General features: G+C 39.3%; 18 protein-coding genes, 1 pseudogene and 1 other annotated feature. Of the genes and pseudogenes, 11 read left to right on the top strand and 8 right to left on the bottom strand.

Annotated elements, in window-relative coordinates; genetic code table 11:
• The first annotated feature begins 163 nt into the window (after window positions 1-163).
• Window positions 164-337, top strand: coding sequence for a Fe3+ hydroxamate ABC transporter substrate-binding protein (locus NSQ11_RS03260; RefSeq protein ID WP_322536260.1), 174 nt, complete (start codon window positions 164-166; stop codon window positions 335-337).
• A 45-nt stretch (window positions 338-382) separates the two neighbouring features.
• Here NSQ11_RS03260 and NSQ11_RS03255 read toward each other — a convergent pair whose 3' ends face one another.
• Window positions 383-952 (bottom strand): hypothetical protein, encoded by a 570-nt coding sequence (locus NSQ11_RS03255; RefSeq protein ID WP_059376179.1) that lies wholly within the window; start codon window positions 950-952, stop codon window positions 383-385.
• 131 nt (window positions 953-1083) lie between these two features.
• Between NSQ11_RS03255 and NSQ11_RS03250 the strand changes: the two genes are divergently transcribed.
• From NSQ11_RS03250 to NSQ11_RS03235, 4 genes are all read left to right on the top strand, one after another.
• Window positions 1084-1650 carry a GNAT family N-acetyltransferase gene (locus NSQ11_RS03250; RefSeq protein ID WP_322536259.1) on the top strand — a complete coding sequence of 189 codons (567 nt, stop codon included), beginning with the start codon at window positions 1084-1086 and terminating at the stop codon, window positions 1648-1650.
• A 547-nt stretch (window positions 1651-2197) separates the two neighbouring features.
• Window positions 2198-2419, top strand: a complete 222-nt coding sequence (locus NSQ11_RS03245; RefSeq protein ID WP_144495369.1) for a helix-turn-helix transcriptional regulator — start codon at window positions 2198-2200, stop codon at window positions 2417-2419.
• Window positions 2412-3554: a DNA cytosine methyltransferase gene (locus NSQ11_RS03240; RefSeq protein ID WP_144495366.1), complete on the top strand. Its 1143-nt coding sequence runs from the start codon at window positions 2412-2414 to the stop codon at window positions 3552-3554. The genes NSQ11_RS03245 and NSQ11_RS03240 overlap by 8 nt, the downstream gene beginning before the upstream one ends.
• 12 nt (window positions 3555-3566) lie before the next feature.
• Window positions 3567-4814, top strand: coding sequence for a DNA cytosine methyltransferase (locus NSQ11_RS03235; RefSeq protein ID WP_144495363.1), 1248 nt, complete (start codon window positions 3567-3569; stop codon window positions 4812-4814).
• Between the two features lie 17 nt (window positions 4815-4831).
• On the opposite strand, the gene NSQ11_RS03230 is transcribed toward NSQ11_RS03235, so the two are convergent.
• A complete protein-coding gene (locus NSQ11_RS03230; RefSeq protein WP_144495360.1) occupies window positions 4832-5857 on the bottom strand; it encodes a restriction endonuclease PLD domain-containing protein in 1026 nt (341 codons plus the stop codon).
• A gap of 162 nt (window positions 5858-6019) precedes the next feature.
• Window positions 6020-6375: pseudogene (locus tag NSQ11_RS03225) on the bottom strand (GMP synthase (glutamine-hydrolyzing)); the annotation flags it as partial.
• A gap of 112 nt (window positions 6376-6487) precedes the next feature.
• Between NSQ11_RS03225 and NSQ11_RS03220 the strand changes: the two are divergent.
• The 4 genes from NSQ11_RS03220 to NSQ11_RS03205 all read left to right on the top strand — a co-directional run bounded on the left by NSQ11_RS03220 (window position 6488) and on the right by NSQ11_RS03205 (window position 11150).
• Window positions 6488-7375 carry an AraC family transcriptional regulator gene (locus tag NSQ11_RS03220; RefSeq protein ID WP_322536258.1) on the top strand — a complete coding sequence of 296 codons (888 nt, stop codon included), beginning with the start codon at window positions 6488-6490 and terminating at the stop codon, window positions 7373-7375.
• 226 nt (window positions 7376-7601) lie between these two features.
• Window positions 7602-7866 (top strand) — a binding site (T-box leader).
• A gap of 57 nt (window positions 7867-7923) precedes the next feature.
• Complete coding sequence (locus NSQ11_RS03215; protein ID WP_322536257.1) at window positions 7924-9582, top strand: 2-isopropylmalate synthase; 1659 nt, start codon at window positions 7924-7926, stop codon at window positions 9580-9582.
• On the top strand, window positions 9583-10692 hold the full coding sequence (locus NSQ11_RS03210; RefSeq protein WP_202734676.1) for an AraC family transcriptional regulator: 1110 nt from the start codon (window positions 9583-9585) through the stop codon (window positions 10690-10692).
• Complete coding sequence (locus NSQ11_RS03205; RefSeq protein ID WP_025206842.1) at window positions 10674-11150, top strand: YbaK/EbsC family protein; 477 nt, start codon at window positions 10674-10676, stop codon at window positions 11148-11150. Before NSQ11_RS03210 ends, NSQ11_RS03205 begins: the two co-directional genes overlap by 19 nt.
• A gap of 88 nt (window positions 11151-11238) precedes the next feature.
• Here NSQ11_RS03205 and guaA read toward each other — a convergent pair whose 3' ends face one another.
• From guaA to NSQ11_RS03180, 5 genes are all read right to left on the bottom strand, one after another.
• Window positions 11239-12780: a glutamine-hydrolyzing GMP synthase gene (guaA, locus tag NSQ11_RS03200; protein WP_342501261.1), complete on the bottom strand. Its 1542-nt coding sequence runs from the start codon at window positions 12778-12780 to the stop codon at window positions 11239-11241.
• Window positions 12781-12964: 184 nt separating this feature from the next.
• A complete protein-coding gene (locus NSQ11_RS03195; protein WP_342501260.1) occupies window positions 12965-15172 on the bottom strand; it encodes a transglutaminaseTgpA domain-containing protein in 2208 nt (735 codons plus the stop codon).
• Between the two features lie 9 nt (window positions 15173-15181).
• Window positions 15182-16372 (bottom strand): DUF58 domain-containing protein, encoded by a 1191-nt coding sequence (locus NSQ11_RS03190; protein WP_342501259.1) that lies wholly within the window; start codon window positions 16370-16372, stop codon window positions 15182-15184.
• On the bottom strand, window positions 16369-17331 hold the full coding sequence (locus tag NSQ11_RS03185; RefSeq protein ID WP_171465042.1) for a MoxR family ATPase: 963 nt from the start codon (window positions 17329-17331) through the stop codon (window positions 16369-16371). Before NSQ11_RS03185 ends, NSQ11_RS03190 begins: the two co-directional genes overlap by 4 nt.
• 102 nt (window positions 17332-17433) lie before the next feature.
• A complete protein-coding gene (locus NSQ11_RS03180; protein WP_008344349.1) occupies window positions 17434-18333 on the bottom strand; it encodes a cation diffusion facilitator family transporter in 900 nt (299 codons plus the stop codon).
• 482 nt (window positions 18334-18815) lie between these two features.
• Between NSQ11_RS03180 and gabP the strand changes: the two genes are divergently transcribed.
• On the top strand, window positions 18816-20204 hold the full coding sequence (gene gabP / locus NSQ11_RS03175) for a GABA permease (RefSeq protein WP_024719380.1): 1389 nt from the start codon (window positions 18816-18818) through the stop codon (window positions 20202-20204).
• Window positions 20205-20301: 97 nt separating this feature from the next.
• Complete coding sequence (locus NSQ11_RS03170) at window positions 20302-21831, top strand: multicopper oxidase (RefSeq protein WP_342501258.1); 1530 nt, start codon at window positions 20302-20304, stop codon at window positions 21829-21831.
• Window positions 21832-21909: the final 78 nt, after the last annotated feature.

The following is a 21909-nucleotide window of genomic DNA, read 5'->3' as shown; positions in this document are numbered from 1 at the left end:
TACACCTGTTAGAGCAAGGTTTCTCTCAAACGGTTTCACAAACGGAAATTTCTTTCACGTAGCATATGTCGGACAAAAATAGAAAAAGTGAAGAACGAGCAGCAAAGATTATGTTGAACATTTGATATAATGGAAGAAATATCTACTAAAAGGAGTATGCCGATTGTTTCTATTTGAAGAACCCGTATGTGCTAGCTGTCAGAAGAAGATAGAAGGTAACGAAGAAGTGTACGTCAAGCTCGTCTATCCAAAGAGACGTGGAATGACAGAGGTAAAGGCTTGGCTGAGGAATGAAGGGTTTTTTTATTGTAAGGCATGTTATGGAAAAGCAACATAAAAACAAGCATTTCAATTAAAATGCTTGTTTTTACTTTCTACTTTTTTATTTCCGCTTACTACGAAGTTCAATGAGTGCTAGTTTATTGTCATTGAAAAAGAACTCTAGAATGATACCGTTTGATTGATCTTGATATTGTATACCTTTGCTATACCCTTCGACAAACCAGAGCTTCTTGAATTGCTCTCCATATGTTTGTATCACAGATGAATAATCTTCTCCTATTTTAACTCCCTTAGATGTTTGAAGATTTTTCTGTTTTGACTGATTGTAAATAGATGTAACTCGATGATGTTGATCAACTGATACTACAAAATCTTGATTTTCTTTTTCCATATAGACCCTCTGTTTAGGATGAGAGAATTGAGTATTCTCCGCAAAAGTATGATCTCCCTCAAATTTTTCACCGATCTTAAAATGACCTAGCGATTCATTTATTAAAGATACAGAGTGAAAATTAAAAAACATAGCCACCCAAACAAATAGTGCGGTTCCTCCTAAAACAGAACCTACAATCACTAACACTTTAGAATGGATGATTCCCTTTTTAAACAAATAGATCGCTAAAGATACGATGATCATCACGATGACGATCATAATTAGAAAAATGCCCATTTCAATTATCCTCTTTTATCGAATTCGTTTGTGAATTATTCCCACAATCATATTCTCATATTACACCAAAGCATTACACAAAATCGACCAGTACAGGTATAATTTAAATAAAATTGCACAAGGAGAAAAATATGACTAGACGTGAACTGATATTCCCGCAATCATTTCCAACAATACATACCGAAAGACTAATCTTAAAACAAGCGACGATCGAAGACGCTGAGGATATGCACATCTACTTATCCAATGAAACCGTGTGCCGCTACATGGGCATTGATGCTCATGAAACAATTGAAGACACAAAAGAAGAAATCAAGTGGTATGACAACATCTTCAAAGAACAAACAGGCATCCGCTGGGGCATTTCTCTAAAAGACAATCCAGCCATCATCGGCAGCTGCGGCTTTCTCAACCTAGAAAAACAGCACTGTCGCACGGAAATTGGCTATGAATTGCATCACGATCATTGGAGAAAAGGCATCATGAGCGAAGCGATTGCTGCAGTGTTACGATATGGATTTCAGGAAATGAACCTGAATCGGATTGAAGCGATCATTGATCCAGCAAACATATCTTCTGTTCAATTATTGGAGAACTTTGATTTTGTACAAGAGGGTTTATTGAGAGAGTACGATCTTGGTCAGAATGGGTTTGATGATGTGTTTATGTATTCGATTTTGAAGAGAGATTACGAATAAAACCCTAATTGAACAGAGAAGAAAAAAACGACGAATTACCAATGGATAGAAGACTGGTTTAAAAAGTACGAAAATCTTGAATTAAAGCCTTTGGAATGGGATTTTAAAAAAAGTTATACTAACTATCGATAAATACTGTCACGCCAATGGCTCATGTTAGAATGTAAAATGTGAAAACTCTAAGAAACTGATTGTGATAAAAAGCTTGAATCAAGTTGTTATTTAGAAAGAACCTGGGAGAACCACGAATTCGTTTTGGGACACTTTTAAACAGTGTGTGATTGATTTAAAAATAAAGCTACAATATACCATCCTAGGGAGTAATCCAGAGAAATCTCTTAAAAATCAATGTTATTTAATAATTTATAGTCTTCATTATTCTTTTTCATCTTATTTTCCATAAGAAATTAAAAAATAAATTTGTGTACATTATTAATCTGGTATCAACAAAAAAATTCAATTTATTCACGAACGTACTTTCGTATGTTATAATAGAAATGTTCTACATTTGTAGAATATAACTCTAAATATGTGTAGGGGTTTGGATATGTCATTTTCATATAATAAACTATGGAAATTATCAATTGATAAAAAAATAAATAAGACACAGTTACGCGATATTGCAGGTCTTACAAATACCACTTTATCAAAATTAAGTAAAAATGAAACTGTGAGTATGGATTCGCTTGCACGTATCTGTCGCACACTTAATTGTGATATTAGCGATATCGTAGAGTATATTGATGAGGAGGTCATTGTAAATGAGTAAAAAATATAGTGTCATTGACCTTTTTTCTGGCGCAGGAGGACTAAGTCAAGGATTTGTTCAAGCAGGTTTTGATGTTTTAGCAGGAATAGATTTTGACGACGCAGCTCTTCGTACTTATGGTCATAATATTAAAGGCGCGAAAGCATTAAAAGAAGACTTGTTTGATGAAGAAAAATCTATTAAAAATATTGAAAAAAATTTAGAGGGAAAAAACATTGATGTTATTATTGCAGGACCACCTTGTCAAGGGTTTAGTTTGACAGGTGCTCGCGATATAAATGATTCTCGTAATAAACTTTATGTTGCAGTAGTTCATGCAGTCAATCATTTCAAACCTAAAGCATTTCTAATTGAAAATGTTCCCGGAATGGCAACTTTATATAAAGGAGCTATAAAGCAACAAATTATTAATACATTTGAAGATATAGGATATTCGGTATCTGTAACAGATAAGCCTCTTTTAGCAGCTGATTATGGTGTACCCCAGATGAGAAAAAGAATGTTTTTTGTTGGATTTAGAAAAGATCTTAATTATGACTATTTTGAGTTTCCAAAAGCTTATCTTGATAAAAATAGTTATATCGGAACAGCTGCAGCAATTTCTGATTTACCCTCCTTGGAAGATTCACTAGGTCAAGAAGTAATGCCTTATTCACAAAAACCACAAAGCACTTATCAAGAATTAATGCGCAAAAATAGTTCTTGTATTTATAATCATGTCGCTACTAATCATACAGATGAAGTAAAATGGGTGATTAGCCAAGTACCAGAGGGTGGAAATCATAAAGATTTACCAGAAGGAGTTGGAGAATCTCGAAAATTCAATGAAGCTTGGACGCGTTACCATAGTCAAAAACCATCAAAAACAATTGACACAGGTCACAGAAATCATTTTCACTATAAATGGAATAGAGTCCCAACTGTTCGTGAAAATGCACGGTTGCAATCATTCCCAGATTATTTCGAATTTTTAGGTACTAAAACACAACAAAATAGACAGGTAGGAAATGCAGTTCCTCCACTACTTGCTCAAGCGATTGGAGATAAAATGCTTTTACACTTAGAAAACGGTTTTGTCACAAAAGACAGTAAAAGTGTTGTTCACCACGTAGACCAATTCGAGTTGAGTATATAGGAGGATAACAAATTGAACAAATTAACTAATATTGAGCTCTTTGCAGGAGCTGGGGGGCTCTTAGATGGATTTGAACAGACTGGTAAATATAAATTACTAGGTGCTGTTGAATGGCTAAGACCCCAAGTAAGAACACTTATTAACCGGTTAGAAACAAAATATGGCGATCAATATGCCCATGAGAAAGTTTTAAACTTTGATATACAAAGAACTGATGAGTTACTTAATGGATGGGAAGATGAAGAATTTGGATTTAACACAGGTCTAGACTCACTTGTAGGAAATAATAAAGTTGATGTTATTTCAGGTGGGCCACCTTGTCAAGCATACTCTTTAGCTGGAAGAATTCGGGATGCCAATGGAATGAAAGAAGATTATAGAAATTATCTTTTTGAAGCCTATTTACGCATTGTAAATCATTATAGGCCTCGGCTTTTTGTGTTTGAAAATGTAGAAGGAATTTTATCAGCGATACCTTCTGGAGAATTAATTACTGATTTAGTTAGAAAAGGATTCGATGAAATAGGTTATGAAATTGTAGATGATCTTAGAAAGTATGCTCTGCAAGATTTAACAGAATTTGGAGTTCCGCAAAAGCGAAAACGAGTTATCATTATTGGAATAAGGCGAGATAATGATAATGTCGATTATCAAAATTTACTACATCGATTCTATAATGAAACTCTCGCAACAGTTAAAGTAAAGAAAATAAAAACTGTTAGAGATGCAATTGGCGATTTGCCTGTAATCTACCCTATTGAAAACCCTATAAATAAGGCAAATGCCTATTCAAATAATACAGGTATTAATGGTCATATTAGTCGTTTTCATAGTCTGCGCGATCAAGAAATATTTTCTGAATTGGCCTTAGATATTCAAAACAAAACCAATAAATATAGTACAACAGAGAAGCTAATTGAACTTTATTTCAAGAAAACTGGAAAACGCACTAATGTTCATAAATATCATGTGCTGAGATGGGATGAACCAAGTAATACAATTCCTGCACATTTAAAAAAAGATGGTTTACGCCACATTCATCCTGATCCTAAACAAAAAAGATCAATTACAGTTCGTGAAGCTGCACGCTTACAAACTTTTTCTGATGACTTTGAATTTAATGAATCCATGGTCGCTAATTATGAAATGATTGGAAATGCTGTGCCGCCTCTTTTTGCAAAAAAACTTGGCATGCTTTTACCAGTTTTCATTCAAGAAATTGAAATAGAGGAAAAAAAAAATGCGGGATTGGCAATATAGCCTCCGCATTTTTTGTGCTATACTGAAAAATCTGCGAAATAAACCCCCTCTTCAATTAGTGAAAGTGTAATGGTTGTACGCCCGTATCTATATAACGTCTCGTATGTGATAACCTCATCAATTCCAACGCCTAGACGTTTACGAATATAACGTCCCAAAATACTTTTTTTTGATATCCTTTCTCCATTTAAATAAGGTTGTTCAGGACTATATGAAGCTAGTTGTTTAGGACAAGATTTTCCATTAACAGATTGAACACCCTCGAATGAAGCAGGCATTATTACACCATCATCCCAAATCAATTCTATGGGATCCGAATTTCTTTTTCTTTTTCCTTTTGGTGTTTTGAAGTCTTCATCAAAAGGTTTAATAAGGCTTTGTTGCTTATTATATATTGACTTTGGAATTCGAATATATCCATCTCCTGGTGCCACGTGACCATTGCTAAGCCCCCAGTTTAAACCGCTTTTTGGTTTGACTACATTTACTCCTTTCTCTGTGGAATATAAAGGAATATCTACTTTATAATTAACATTTAGCGTATCCTGGTTAAAATCTTTCATTGGAGTAGATAAATCAATTTCTACTTGCTTCTTTTTTATTACAGGTACATCATTAGAATTATCTAAAATAAATTGATAGTACTCATCTAACGATGAAAATGTGTCTCTAGTTGCGTCAGCTAAGGATTCTCTATAGTCAGTTCTTAGTCCATTCGATGAAAAATTGGCTGAGCCTATTAAAGCTGATAGGGTCCTTCCTTTTTGTTTCCAAATATAAATTTTGGAATGAATTTCCTGAGTTGAATATTTGACAGTTAGTTTTGCATTTTCCCTTTTCAGTTGTTCTATTGAATGATGAAGTCTAGCATCAATTCCATCTGGATACATCCCACCTACTACTGTAACTAACATCGGTAGTTCTTTGAGTCTTTTAACTGGAGCAGGCCCCAAATAACCACTAATTACAATAAGTTCATCAGGTTCTTCTATTAGTTCATGCTTATTAAAAATTATATTTTCTAAATCTTTGTAATATAGCATAGTATATTTTCTCCATCTCTTTAAATCTATTTACAATAAGTTTAGCAAAAAAGAAGAGTTTGTAAAATAGAAAATTATTTAATTTTTAGTGTTTATTATCTGTTTTTTATTCTAAGAAAACGATGTGAAATACGCTTTCTCACTTTAATTTAGAGTCGCAATTTACTCAGCAGGCGACTTCCCCGTAATATCATACACCACACGGTTAATATACTCCTCTTCATTCACGATACAACTTGAAATCTTCTCAAGCACATCCCTGGGGATTCTAACCCAGTCACTCGTCATACCATCAATCGAATCGAAGTATCAGCATGGATACCGATTGTGTAGTCGTATGTTCTTACGTCCCCCATGACTATACTCTGTGAACGTCTGGAAGAACCGTGGAGTATTTCCAACTGTCGCACTTAGGTCCAAGCTAGCAATTTCTTCGCGAAGAATCGAAACCGATTCCAGACGATTTCTAGTTTTTCTTCAGAAATTTCATCTAGTACACCGATACCTAGTCCTGAACCTGAGACAGGAATATCCAAATATCCATTCTACTATTACAACACAGCACAAAAAGTCAAGTTTCCTAAAGAGCATTTCGGCTATACTAAACTCGTAAGGCAGGGAGGTGCTCGGTTGTCCTATCAAGAACATGAGAAATCGATTCAAGAAACATTAAATTATATTGAACAGCATCTGAAAGATGATTTACCGCTTCAAACTCTAGCGAAACACGCTGGTTATTCTAGGTTTCACTTTCACCGTATCTTCAAAAGAGTGATTAAGAAATCAGTTGTGGATTATATAAGGGAACGACGGATGACCCAAGCGGCGAAGGATTTAATTCATACGGACCAAAGGGCGATAGATATCGCATTGCAGTATCGTTTTGGTTCACAGGAATCCTTCACTAGAGCCTTTAAGAAGATATATGACATGTCACCCGCACGTTATCGGAAGTTATTAAGGAATGTCATTGATGAGGAGGAAACAAATATGGCTGATCATCAGAACACACCTACTGGCTGGATTATGACGGGGGATACCCCATCTGACTATGAAACAGGTTTAGATAACAGAATTGTACACAGTGGTACGTACTCCGCTTACCTGAAATCAAAGGATGAAAAAGCACGAGGATTCTCGACCTTGATGCAGCAAATTAAGTCTGATCGTTACCGTGGAGAACGCCTTCAATTTTCTGCTTTTGTCAAAAGCGAAGATGTGAAAGGTTCAGCTGGTTTATGGATGAGGATTGACCATTCTTCAGGTGAAGTTCTTGCGTTTGACAACATGATGAACCGCCCCATTACAGGAACAAACGGCTGGAATCATTTTAGTGTAGTATTGGATGTTCCAGTCAAAAGTGAAGTCATTGCGTTTGGCATTTTACTACAAGGTCCAGGTCACATTTGGATGAACGAACTTAGTTTTAAAACGGTAGATGAAAGTGTGCCAGTGACAGAACAAAATACTGTGGATCATTTAGAGGATGAACCAGTGAATTTAAATTTTGAAGGCTAGCTGACTGAATTTGAGAGGAGGTTCATTGCCATGAAAAAAATTGGTGCGATTTTATTGTTCGCTATGAATTCACTCACCTTTATTTGTGGCCTTGGATTTTTATTTGGTGAAGAGGATTAAAAATGAAGATAAGACATCCATAGGACAAAAAAAATCAATTGAAAAAGATATCCCAATCACTATCTCTTTTTTGTAGACTTGGTATAATAGAAAAAATCAGAAAAATGAGAATGCGATGATAAGGAATAGTACTTGCCGAAATGTTTTCAGAAAGTTGCTGGCTGATGAGAAGCAATAACAAAAAGGCAGGGAACTCACCTTAGAGTAGCCTTAGTGAAATGAAAAGTATTGATGTAGTTAAGGTCGGCACCCCACCGTTATATGGGAAGGATATAAGATCAAACAATCTGTATCCGAATAAGGGCATGATAATGTTTGTTTATCATGAAACAGGGGTGGTACCGCGTAAGAAGAAGTCTTTCGTCTCCAAGTTAAATCTTGGGGATGAAAGGCTTTTTTTATATTCTATTTTCTAGGAGGAATCGATGATGTTTAACCACAAAAAATACGAAAAGAAATACTTTTTGCCACCGAACCTTACGTATGATTGGGTGAAGAAAGAAACATTAGAAAGTGCTCCGATATGGTGCAGTGTGGACTTACGGGATGGAAATCAAGCATTACCTATTCCTATGAACTTAGAAGAAAAATTGGAAATGTTTCAGTTACTAATAGAGATAGGTTTTAAAGAAATTGAAATCGCATTTCCAGCTGCTTCTGATACGGAGTTTAGGTTTTTACGGACACTGATTGATCATCATATGATTCCAGACGATGTCACGATTATGGTGATCACACAAGCGAGAGAGCATATTATCCGCCGAACCTTCGAAGCCATTAAGGGGGTACCGAAAGCGATTGTTCATTTATATAATTCGACTTCAGAAGCTCAGCGCAGACAAGTATTTAAGAAAACAAAAGATGAAATTAAACAAATTGCAATGGATGGAGCTATTTTAGTAAAAGAACTTGCCGAAAAAACAAATAGCGATATTTATTTTCAATATAGTCCTGAAAGCTTTCCAGGAACAGAAGTTGATTATGCGTTAGATATTTGTAATAGTGTTTTAGATATTTGGAAACCGACACCAACTCATAAAGCAATCATCAATATTCCGACAACAGTTGAATATTCAATGCCTCATATCTTTGCAAGTCAGATTGAGTATATACACAAAAATCTGTCTTACCGAGACAGTGTGACATTATCTGTTCATCCTCATAATGACCGCGGCTCTGGGGTGAGTGATGCAGAATTTGGTGTTCTAGCTGGCGCAGAAAGAGTCGAAGGTACATTATTTGGTATCGGTGAACGTACAGGGAATGTAGACTTAATTACCTTGGCGATGAATATGTATTCACAAGGTTATGATCCAAAATTAAATTTCAATAACCTAGAAGCTATTCGTAAAAAATATGAAAAACTAACAAAAATCACTGTTCCTGAGAGGCAGCCTTATTCTGGGGAGATGGTTTTCACCGCATTCTCTGGGTCACATCAAGATGCGATATCTAAAGGTATGAAATATAGAAAAGAAAATAAAGTTGATAAATGGGACGTTCCGTATATCCCAGTAGATCCCGTTGACTTGGGGAGGAATTATCAAACGGATATGATTCGCATCAACAGCCAGTCTGGAAAAGGCGGCATAGGCTATATACTAGAAACAAACTATGGCATTCAACTTCCTTATCAAATGAATGAAGCCATGGGATATGAAGCGAAGAAAGTATCTGATCAGACAAGTAAGGAATTGTCTGTCGAAGAAATATATCATGTTTTTAAAGAACAGTATGTTGATTTTCACCCTCATTTCCAGCTGCTTGATTATCAATTTCATAAAGGAGAGAAGCAGGAAGTCACCTTAACTTTGCTGAGAGATCAACAAATTGACATACAAGGAACTGGCACTGGAAGCTTAGATGCCATCAGTAATGCGTTAAAAGCATATTTTCATCTCGAGTATGTTTTGGAAGTCTATGAACAGAATTCTTTGGGCAAGGATTCCCAAGCAAAAGCCTGTGCACAGATTGGAATTTCATCTCAAGGAAAAATGCATTGGGGCGCTGGAATTGATAAAGATATTATAGAAGCAACAGTAAAGGCCCTGGTGGTGGCAGTAAATAAACTAGAGGTTTGGATGTAAATGGAAAAAGATAAACTTGAAAAACATGAAGTGATGCAATATTTAAGAGAATATAACGAGCAAGAAATCTTTTATCAACAATACCAACAGAAAAAGCATGACAATCAATCATTGCAATTATTTTTGAAGGATTATAATAAACACAATTTAATGCATAAGCAAATATATATAGAAGAATTTTTGCAAAAAGGGCAGAACGAATTTGAAAAAGAGGATATCATGTGGTTAGGTCAGGAGAAAGATATCGAAGTGAGAAAGTATAGCCGTTTTATGCCTCAATTGTCGGCTATCCATGATTTCTTTGAAATGATCTATGTTCTGGAGAATGAGATGTATGTAGAAGTGGAAGACAAAAAAATGACTTTAAAATCAGGAGATATTGCCTTTATTCCACCTGACACCATACACAAGCCAATTGTAATGGAGAATACAATCGCCATGCAAATCATGATCCGTAAGAGTACTTTTCAAAAAGTGTTTTTTAAAATGTTAAAAGGAAACAATGTCATTTCTGAGTTCTTTTTAAATGCATTGTATATAAAAGAGAATAAAAATATCCTTATTTTCCATAGTCACTTGGATAAACATTTGCTAGACTGCTCTCTTCAACTATTTACAGAAAATTATAATCGGTTCCCTAGTTACCAGTTGATTATGAATAATTTGTTTGAGATATTATTATGTCTCTTATTAAGGTTCAAACCAAGTCATATGAACGTAAATCAGGTCAAACAATATAGTGATATACGTATGATTCAAATGCTCCAATATATTCAGCAATGTTGTGAGCATATAACCATCCAGGAGATGGCAGAGGAATTTAACCTTTCACAGTCTTACCTGTCAAAATATATATCTCGTAAGCTTGGCAAATCATTTAGTGAGATTCGACAAGAAATAAGATTGGAAAAAGCCTGCGAAATGCTCACTGGCAGCCATTCACAAGTAGATCATATTGCGGCAGCCGTTGGTTATCAAAATGCAGAGCATTTCATTCGTTTATTTAAGAAAAAGTATCACCTAACACCACATCAATATCGTTTAAAAAATAGATCATGTCAAATCAATACAAATAAAAAGGAGAAATCATCATGTCAATCAAACAAGTAAAAGATTACTTTAAACAATATGATATGCATACTCGAGTTCAAGAATTTTCAGTATCTAGTGCAACCGTAGACTTGGCTGCTTCTGCACTGGGCTGCGAACCTGAAAGAATCGCAAAAACACTCTCCTTTCTAGTAAATGGACAAGCTATTTTAGTTGTGACCTCTGGCGATGCAAAAGTTGATAACAAAAAATTCAAGGAATATTTTAAAACAAAAGCTAAAATGCTTTCTCCTCATGAGGTCGTTGACTTGGTCGGTCATGAAATTGGCGGAGTATGTCCTTTTGCTATAAAGAATGGCGTTTCTGTTTATTTAGATATTTCACTAAAACGTTTTGAGACAGTCTATCCAGCCTGCGGGAGCAGTAACAGTGCTATTGAACTCACAATAAAACAATTAGAAAAACACTCCGGTTATTCACAATGGATTGATGTGTGTAAGGGATGGAATGATGAATGAACACATGAAGACGGGAGGAAAAATTGCAGTTGAAAATAAAAAAGAGCTAGAAATCCTTGATACACAAAGGTTTCTAGCTCTTTTACAATTATTCCCACTCTATTGTAGCAGGCGGCTTACTCGTAATATCATACACCACGCGGTTAATATGCTTCACTTCATTCACGATACGAGTCGAGATCTTTTCAAGTACATCCCAAGGGATTCTTGCCCAATCACTCGTCATACCGTCAATAGACGTAACAGCACGGATACCGATTGTGTAATCGTATGTTCTTGCGTCACCCATGACACCTACGCTGCGGATGTCTGGGAGGACTGTGAAGTATTGCCAGATGTCGCGCTCAAGGCCGAAGTTGGCAATTTCTTCTCGTAGAATCGCATCCGATTCACGGACGATTTCTAGTTTTTCTTCAGAAATTTCACCTAGTACACGGATTCCTAGTCCTGGACCTGGGAATGGCTGTCTCCATACGATGTCGTCTGGAATACCTAGCTCTGACCCTAGAGCACGGACTTCATCCTTGAATAGCGTATTAAGTGGCTCAATCAATTCAAACTGCATGTCTTCTGGAAGACCGCCAACGTTGTGGTGAGATTTGATTGTTTGTGCCGTTGCTGTACCACTCTCAATGATGTCAGTGTAAAGCGTTCCTTGTGCTAAGTAGTCGATTCCTTTTAGCTTGTCCGCCTCGTCATCGAATACATAGATGAATTCGTTACCGATGATTTTACGTTTTTGCTCAGGATCAGACACACCTTTTAGCTTGTTTAAGAAGCGATCTTTCGCATCTACTTTAATCACGTTCATGTTGAAACCTTCGCTAAATGTTTTCATTACCCCTTCTGCTTCGCCTTTGCGAAGAAGACCGTGGTCAACGAAAATACATGTCAGCTGATCGCCGATGGCTTTGTGGATCAATACCGCCACAACAGATGAATCTACACCGCCGCTTAGTGCGCACAATACTTGTTTGTCGCCTACTGTTTCACGGATTTTCTGCATTTCGATTTCAATAAAGTTCTCCATTGACCATTTGCCATCGCAATCACACACGCCGAAGACAAAGTTTTTCAATAGGTCATTTCCATACTCAGAGTGACGAACCTCTGGGTGGAACTGAACGCCATAGAAATTCTTCTCAGCTAAGCTCATGGCTGAGTTTGGACAATGTGCACTTGTTGCATCGACTGTAAAGCCATCTGGTACTTCAACAACGAGGTCACCATGGCTCATCCAAACGACTTGATCCGTTGGAAGGTCTTTGAATAAAGCTGGTGTTCCGTTAATATGGATGTCTGCTTTTCCATATTCACGCTGGCTAGCCGCTTCTACTTTCCCACCTAAATAGTGAGTCATCAGCTGCATGCCGTAGCAAATGCCTAGAACCGGAATGCCTAGATCAAAAATCTTTTCATCACAGCGGAAAGATCCTTCATCATAAACACTGTTTGGTCCACCAGAAAGGATGATTCCTTTAGGGGCCATTTCTTTAATTTCTTCAGCAGTTAAAGTGTGCGGATGAAGCTCACTGTACACACCAAATTCACGAATACGGCGAGTGATCAGCTGATTGTACTGACTACCGAAATCGAGAACCAAAATCATTTCATTTACTAAATTTGTCATGGTGTCACCTCTATGTCCAATATAGTTTTTATAAACGCACAGAAAAAATGAGAGGAGAAAACCTCTCTCAGTGTAAATCACGCTTTTGAAGCGCCCAGACTCACATCCGAACGCTTCAATTTCATGTATTTTAGAAGGTTTTAATATTCACCTATTCTAACAACAGGAAGGTATGTGGTCAAGACTATCTCCTGTTTATTAAATTTTCCCATAACTTCACCGACTGCCGCCAAAGCGCCGACGCATCCTCTCGCCGATAAAGCGCACGTTCATAAAGCTTCGTCAGCTCTGACATGTGATGATCTCCATCCTTGTCATCGATCAAAGAAGCAAATTCTCTTAGCGTCATGCCTGGCTTTTTCTCGATCCCTCTGCGCCTTAGCTGCTTTAATAGAGCAGCATATGCGTAGAAAAAAGCTTCCTCATCTGGCAGACGTTTTACCTTTCTCACAATAAAGATTGGCAGCCATCTTGCTCTGAACCGGTAAAGCACCCAGCCAATGAAGCCAAGAAGGACAATCGCACCTGCTGCGTAGCCCAAGATTGAACCAACATGAACCATACTTGGCTTTGCTTTAGCTGCTTGTTCCTCTTGTTTTGCCACCTGTTCTGGTTCTTGTTGCTGCGGCTGCTGTGTCTGCTCGTTTTCTTGTTGATCAGATGCGGGCTGATCTTTTTCATCCTCTTGATCATCTGCTTGGTCGTTGTTAGCCGTGGTTTCATTCGTAAATGTCTCTGGGTTCGTGAACCCTTTTGTCGGTTCAAAAGTCACCCAACCACGGTTTGGAAAATACACCTCTACCCATGAATGGGCATTGTTATTGGTCACTTCATACACATTGTTTCCATCCATCTGTGTTTCATATAATTGACCTGACGTGTACCCTTTCACCCATCTCGCCGGAATTCCAATCGAGCGAAGCATGACAATCATCGAGGTTGAAAAGTTATCACAATAGCCAATCATTGTGTCAAATAAGAACTGATCCACATAGTCTTCGTTACGCCCAGGCACAGCGACATTTTGGGTTTCATATGAAAACTTCGCAGATCCTAAATAATCCTCGATCGCTTTTGCTTTATCATACATATTATCCTTCGTTTCCGTTAAGCTGTTCGCCAATGTTTTCACACGCTCTGGCAGCGAGGATGGGAGCTGCAAGTATTCACGTCCGACCTGCTGGTTCACTTGCTGCTTGGTCGGTACTTTGATCCGCTGTAAATCCTCTAGGATAAATGTAGGTGATAAGAAGCTGACTCGATAGTTCCCTAAATTTTTGGGCGGGTTTTGAGTAGATGGGACAATTTTCTCCGTTTTGCCCATCATTTGCAGTGGAATGTTTTCCATTGGCGTCAGCATAACCGTACCAATCGGATAAACAGCATGATTAAATCGATAATTTGATTCCATACCGACTCTTGTTTCATGCTCCTCTGTTTTCACGCGATTGGTAAACCACCGGTTCGGCACTTCATTCCCTTTTAACCGAGTAGGTTTCGTATCATTTGAAGCATCCTCCCAGCCTTTCCCCGTGTAAATACTTTTTGTTTCTACACGAAAATAAGACGGCTCTTTTCCGCTCCATTTAAATACCGGTGTACGGTCCTCACTAAACGGTCCCCCAAGCGACGAATCATCCGCACTATATCCCACCTTATTCTGCCCGGCAGAACCATCTTGATTCGTGACCGCTTTAAAAAACGGGACAGGGTCAGGCCATTTCGGATCAGATTTTGGCAAAGAAGCACCGATTGATGCTGATACAAGGACAAGCGCCAGCATGGGTAAGAACCAATTGAGACGCGCTTTCTGTGACACCCGCACACCTTCAGCCGAACGAAGCCGGTCGAAATAGAGCAGGCCAAGCAAACAAAAGCCAAATACCATAATTCGAACGATCGCAAAAGTCGCATCATAAGGCGTAAACGTATCAAGAATCGTGACATATACAATCGTCATCAGTAAAAAGAAAAAGATACGCTGCTGATACACAACCCAATAATGAAGCAAATAAACAAGCAGCCAAAGCAAAATATAGAACAACAATGTGCGGAAAGACGGATACATGTCACTCCACATGCCCATGCTCATCAAAGAAATATTATCTTGAATATCAGCAAACAGCGCAGGCAGATAACTTGGCTCTGATTGATAAAAAATCAAGTATAATGCGAGCAAGATCAATCCAGCACAAATAGGAAACGTCACATACCACTTCAATCGAAAGAACGTAAACAAACACGTAAGCCCTATAAAAATGATGAAATAAGACGTATGACTCGTCTCTGTAAAATCTTGAAGCGGACGAAGCCACTCCCAAAGCAGCAGAAATGCGACAGCATAATAGATGAACAACTCAAAACGGCTTTGCCGCTGATGCATATGCAGCATAAATGTTTGTCACCTCACAGTTCTTTCGTGCAGCCGGTCCTCAAATAAAAGGGTCGTGTGTATCCCAGAAGCTTTAAGCCGGTCCACAAGCTGTTTTTCTTTTGCCGTCAATCGATCAACGGCTCTCTTCACTAAAAGAACGGTGATGATCTTTCTATTTCGATTCCCAAGTAAAATGGCAGCAAGCTCTTCTTGCAGATGACCTGTCACCACATACTTTCCTGTCTGCTGGTGCTCACTCGCTGTTAATGATTGATAATCAGGTAAACGAGAAGGCTGATACTGCACCTTTGTTAAATAGTAGAGCATGTCCTGTAAATGCCACTCTCCTTGATCCACTCGAAATAAGTGCTGATCGCCAAGCGGGACAAGGCCTACCGGCACCCCTTTTTTCACAGCCGTTTGCAGAACCGATGCGGCCATAGACACAATCGTTTCAAAAGCGGCTTCATCTGTAAAATCAGCAAACACCACCAGATCCTTTGTCTGATTCTGTTCAAACTCCTTCGTCATAAGCTGACCTCTTCTAGCAGTTGTCTTCCAGTCCACCCAAGCGAAACGGTCTCCTTGCTTGTATTCACGCACACCTGTCGTCACATTTGTCGGTTCATTTAACCAAGAATGCACCGCTTTGCCTCCATTTTCATTCACCGATGCAGCAGATTCAACCGGAATATCCAACATTTTCGGATACACAAGTAATTTTTTCTCTAATGGAAGAATTACTTCTTTTTCCACAAACCCAAACATATCACCCGTTTTGATTCTAACCGCCGTCAATTGATGCTCTCCCCGCATGATGTCATTGAATTGATACGAAAATCGCCACGTTTTCCGAAACCAAGGAAAGATCATTCGCTTCATTTCAATTTGTTCCTGTAAATGGAAGGTATCCGGCGGGTCATCCTCAAGTATGACGTACACGTACGGAAATAGATTCGTCCGCTTGATTTCAAGGTCAACAGACAGCACATCCCCTGCCTTTAACCGGGTATGCTGTAATGTCCTTTTGGCTGTTGCACGAAGTGGAACAAGGGCAAACAGCAAAGCATACAAAGCATATGGTGAAAATGCATAGAAAAGAAACCAGCTCACAAAGCCGCCCTGAAACATGGCATAGCTAAAGGCTGCTGCTGTGAGGAGAAGGAGCATAAACACCCGTAACCATAGTGAAAAAGCGAAACGGTCACGTGACTTCATTGAGTCATCGACTTTTGAACTGGTACGCCAATATGCTCAATCATCTGTCGCAACAGTGTCTCCGCCTTCTTCCCTTCATATGTTGCTTCTGATGTCAAAATCATGCGATGCGGCAATGTGTAAGGCGCCAAATACTGTACATCATCAGGAATCACATAATCCCGCCTGTTCAACAGCGCATACGCCTGAGCCGCTTTCATCAATGCAATTGAACCCCTTGGGCTCACGCCTAAATAGACAGACGGATGATTTCGCGTCGCTTGGGCGATTTCGACAATATATTCTTTAATCGATGCATCCACATGTACGGTCTGAACCGCTTGCTGCAAAGCATGGATATGATCTTTTGTCATGACTGCCTGAAGCGTGTCAATGGGCGATTGTTTCTCCTGCAAATTCAGCACCTCAAGCTCCTCCAGCATGGTTGGATACCCCATCTGCAGCTTGAACAAGAAACGGTCCATTTGCGCCTCTGGAAGTGGATAGGTTCCCTCATACTCCACTGGATTTTGCGTAGCCATCACAAAGAAAGGATCTGCCAGCGGCATCGTTTCTCCGTCCACTGTGACACTGCCTTCTTCCATCGCTTCAAGAAGGGCTGATTGTGTTTTAGGAGAGGTTCGGTTGATTTCATCAGCCAAAATAATCTGCCCCATAATCGGTCCTTGTCTAAATTCAAACTCGTTTGTCTTTTTATTATAAATCGACACACCTGTTACATCTGAAGGCAAAAGGTCAGGCGTAAATTGGATTCGCTTAAACTCACACCCAATGGATTTTGCCAGAGCACGAACCATCATGGTCTTCCCAACGCCAGGCACATCCTCTAATAGCACATGCCCCTTCGCCAAAATCGCAACAAGGCTTAATATCGTAATATCTTTTTTCCCCACCATCACTTTATTGATGTTATCTACGATTTTTTGTAAATCTGAATGCATCGGTTCGTCAAATGCCATCCTGATCCTCCTATCACGTTTCCGTCAATTTTCATATAGTCTAACTTTACCATACAACACGCATTTGCATGAAACATCAACACGTAGAAAAAAGAAGCCTTCTCACGACGGAAAAGACTTCTGCTCCTCTTTAGGCTCACTTGCTGGTTCCATATGAACATGAGAGTGTAGAATATCATGTTCCTGCTTCATTCTGCGTTCAATTTCATCTGCAATATCATGGCTTTCTGCGATGTTTAAATGCGGTTCTACTTCAACGACCACATCCACATGGACGGTGCTTCCAAGATAACGAGCTTTAATGTCTTTCAAATCGCCCACTCCTGGTGTCGCTTCAATCGTCTCTTTATATTTAGACATATCTTTTATATGAAAACCGTCCGTTAACGAATGAGACGCATCTCTGAAAATCTCCCACGCCGTTTTACAGATAATTAAGCCAATCACAAACGCAGCAAGCGTATCAACCCACGCCAGCTGAAATTGAGAGGCGATAATTCCGACAAACGTCCCGATACTCACATAAGCATCTGATTTATTATCAGCCGCTGCCGCATATAGGGCCTGGCTATTAATTCGTTTAGACAGTTTACGGTTATACATATACACGCCATACATCACAACCGCACTTCCTGCTGCCGTCCAAGCTGCAATCATATCAGGCGTTTGATGCTCTGATGAGAAAAGCGACTGGCCTGCACTCAGCAAAACCTGAAGCCCGACAAGCATCATAATAAAGGAAGCCACAAGTGACGCAATATTTTCAGCTCTAAAATGACCGTATGGATGATCCTCATCAGGTGGCTTCTGAGAAATACGCAACCCAATTAATACGGCAAGCGAAGCAATGATATCTGTCGTATTATTCAAGCCATCTGCGGAAAGGGCTTCTGAATGAAACACATACCCAATGATCAGTTTGACAGCAGATAAGATCACATAGGCTATAATGCTGACCCAAGCACCTGTTTCACCTTGTCTTAATTCGTTGTAGCGCTCCATACCGAACAGCGCCTCCTCACAAATTACTTTTCTATATTTATCTTACAAAGCCAAGCCCGTGTGGGTCTACAGCAACATGATTCGCTTGAATCAGCAAAATAGGAGACATAGAAATGTGTTGACCTAAGCAAACTTATTTTTATAAGGTCAATTGACCTCAAGACCTACTCCCATCAACGTTTTTCAAAACCACCCCGAAAAATGAAAAAGAACAAAATCACTCTGTTGCTAAATTATCAGAATAGTTTTATTTTAAAACACAACTTTTCTTTCTTCCTTCTTATGCTATTTTTAAGAATGGGCAGAGGAAAATGAGGGAACATAATCTCTCAAATCCTTTATACTTTTTAACATCATGTTAAGAGGTTTGAAATGTCAGTTTGATAACCTGTCCAATGCTGAATGACAATTCAGTATGATAAAATTTAAAATATTCTAAAAACAAACTCTCGAATAAAAGAGAAATGTTTGGAGGTAAAGAAATGTCCAACATGACAAACGGTCTTCAAAAAAACCTTAAGACAAGACATATTTCAATGATCTCCATTGCCGGGGTCATTGGGGCAGGGCTATTTGTTGGTAGTGGTGCTGTCATTCATTCTGCAGGGCCTGGATCGATTCTTTCCTATTCATTTGCCGGACTTCTGGTCATCTTTATTATGAGAATGCTTGGAGAAATGGCATGTGCCTATCCGACAAGCGGCTCTTTCTCACAATATGCGAGCGACGCCATCGGCCCGTGGGCCGGGTTTACAATCGGCTGGCTTTACTGGTTCTTCTGGGTCATCGTCATCGCCATCGAAGCCATTGCCGGTGCTGCCATTATTCAATATTGGTATGGAGATGCACCTGTTTGGCTCACAAGTCTTATCCTCACAATCCTCTTAACTTTGACAAATATCTTTTCTGTTAAATCTTTTGGCGAATTTGAATATTGGTTTTCATTGATTAAAGTCGTCAGCATTATTCTATTCCTACTCATTGGTTTTGCATTTATCTTTGGTTTTGGCGGTCATCATACTGCAGGTCTTGCTAATTTAACGGGAAATGGCGGTTTCCTTCCAAACGGGTTCGGCTCTGTGCTCCTCGGGATTGTCGTTGTCATTTTTTCCTTCATGGGAACCGAGATTGTGGCAATTGCCGCAGGTGAATCAGCAGACCCTGTCAAATCTGTGACAACAGCTACCCGTTCAGTTGTATGGCGTATTATTGTGTTCTACGTCGGGTCGATCGCCGTCGTTGTCACTTTACTCCCATGGAATTCAGCGAATATTTTAACAAGCCCGTTCGTTGCAGTATTAGAATACATCGGTGTCCCATCAGCCGCTCAAGTCATGAACGTCATTGTTTTAACAGCCGTTCTTTCTTGTTTAAACTCCGGCCTATACACAACGTCCAGAATGCTTTATTCATTAGCTGAAAGAGGCGAAGCACCAAAACGTTTTATGAAAATCAGCAAACGCGGTGTCCCTGTAGCAGCGACAGTCGCAGGTACCTTCTTTTCCTATATTGCCGTCATGATGAACTACTTTTACCCTGAAACCATCTTTCTATTTCTAGTCAATGCCTCTGGTGCCATTGCACTTCTTGTCTACTTGGTCATTGCCGTTTCACAATTAAGAATGCGTCGTAAAATTGAAAAAGAAAATCCAGAGCAACTCAAAATCAAAATGTGGCTGTTCCCATACCTTACGTACTTTACCATTTTGGTCATCTGCGCCATCTTGGCCTCTATGCTGTTTATCGAATCGATGAGACCTCAGCTCATACTGACAAGCATCATTACCATCGGTGTACTAGCCGCCTACTTCATCTTTAAACCGAATAAAAAAGTGCCTGCAAGTGCAGCGCTTGAAAATAAACACCCTTAATTCTCCCGCTGAAAAGCGGGTTTTTTTATTTTATTCACCTATTTGGATGTCCGCACTTATAATGTATCAAATTGATTTTAAGTGAGGATTAGTCAACATGAACCTAGAAAAGTTTGTTGACGAGCTGCCAATTCCAGAAGTCGCAGAGCCCGTCAAAAAAAACCCAAGACAAACGTATTATGAAATCGCTATGGAGGAGGTGTTCCTAAAAGTTCATAGAGATCTGCCCCCAACCAAGCTATGGACCTATAATGGCAGTTTGCCGGGTCCAACCATTAAAGCGAATCGAAATGAAAAGGTCAAAGTGAAATGGATGAACAAATTGCCGCTGAAACACTTCCTGCCTGTCGATCATACCATTCACGCTGGACATCATGATGAACCCGAAGTCAAAACAGTCGTTCACCTGCATGGGGGCGTGACACCTGCAAGCAGTGACGGTTATCCGGAGGCTTGGTTTTCGCGAGACTTTGAAGCGACCGGCCCCTTCTTTGAACGAGAGGTTTACGAATACCCTAATCACCAGCAAGCATGCACATTGTGGTATCACGATCATGCCATGGCATTGACACGATTAAATGTATACGCCGGATTGGCTGGCTTTTATTTGATCTCAGATGCGTTTGAAAAATCACTCGAATTACCGAAAGATGAATATGATATCCCTTTAATGATCATGGACCGGACATTCCAGGAGGATGGCGCACTGTTTTACCCAAGTAGACCAAATAACACACCAGAAGATAGTGACCTTCCAGATCCCTCCATCGTGCCATTTTTTTGCGGGGAAACGATTTTAGTCAATGGAAAAGTATGGCCGTATTTAGAAGTAGAGCCTCGAAAATATCGTTTTCGTATCTTAAACGCGTCCAATACAAGAACTTACGAGCTTCATCTAGATAACGACGCCACAATCTTACAAATTGGATCTGATGGCGGCTTTTTGCCAAGACCTGTTCATCACCAATCTTTTAGCATTGCACCTGCTGAACGTTTTGATGTCATCATCGACTTCTCAGCTTACGAAAACAAAACGATTATTTTAAAAAATACGGCAGGCTGCGGTCAGGATGTCAATCCAGAAACAGATGCGAACATTATGCAATTTAAAGTCACTCGTCCGCTCAAAGGAAGAGCAGCTAAAACATTACGTCCGATCTTCAAACCACTGCCACCGCTCCGGCCGAGCCGAGCTGATAACGAGCGGACGCTAACGCTTACTGGCACACAAGATAAATATGGGCGCCCGATTTTATTACTAGATAACCAGTTTTGGAATGATCCTGTCACAGAAAATCCTCGACTTGGCAGTGTAGAGGTGTGGAACATCGTCAATCCAACAAGAGGTACACACCCTATTCATTTACATCTTGTTCAATTTCGAGTGATTGATAGAAGACCATTCGATACAGACATCTATCAATCAACAGGTGAAATCGTGTACACGGGACCAAATGAAGCGCCTCCTTTGCATGAACAAGGCTACAAGGATACAATTCAGGCGCATGCCGGTGAAGTCATTCGCATCATGGCTCGGTTTGTCCCATATAGCGGACGATATGTGTGGCATTGTCACATTTTAGAACACGAGGATTATGACATGATGCGGCCGATGGATATCATTTAGTAAATATGAAACCTCTCTTAATTGCGTAATATGAAAAGGGCTAACAGCTTCTATATATTAGCCCTCTATTTTCTTTTC

Source organism: Bacillus sp. FSL W7-1582 (assembly GCF_038593325.1).
In the GTDB taxonomy this organism is placed as follows: Bacteria; Bacillota; Bacilli; order Bacillales; family Bacillaceae; genus Bacillus; species Bacillus altitudinis.
This window is presented reverse-complemented; position numbering and strand designations above follow the sequence as displayed.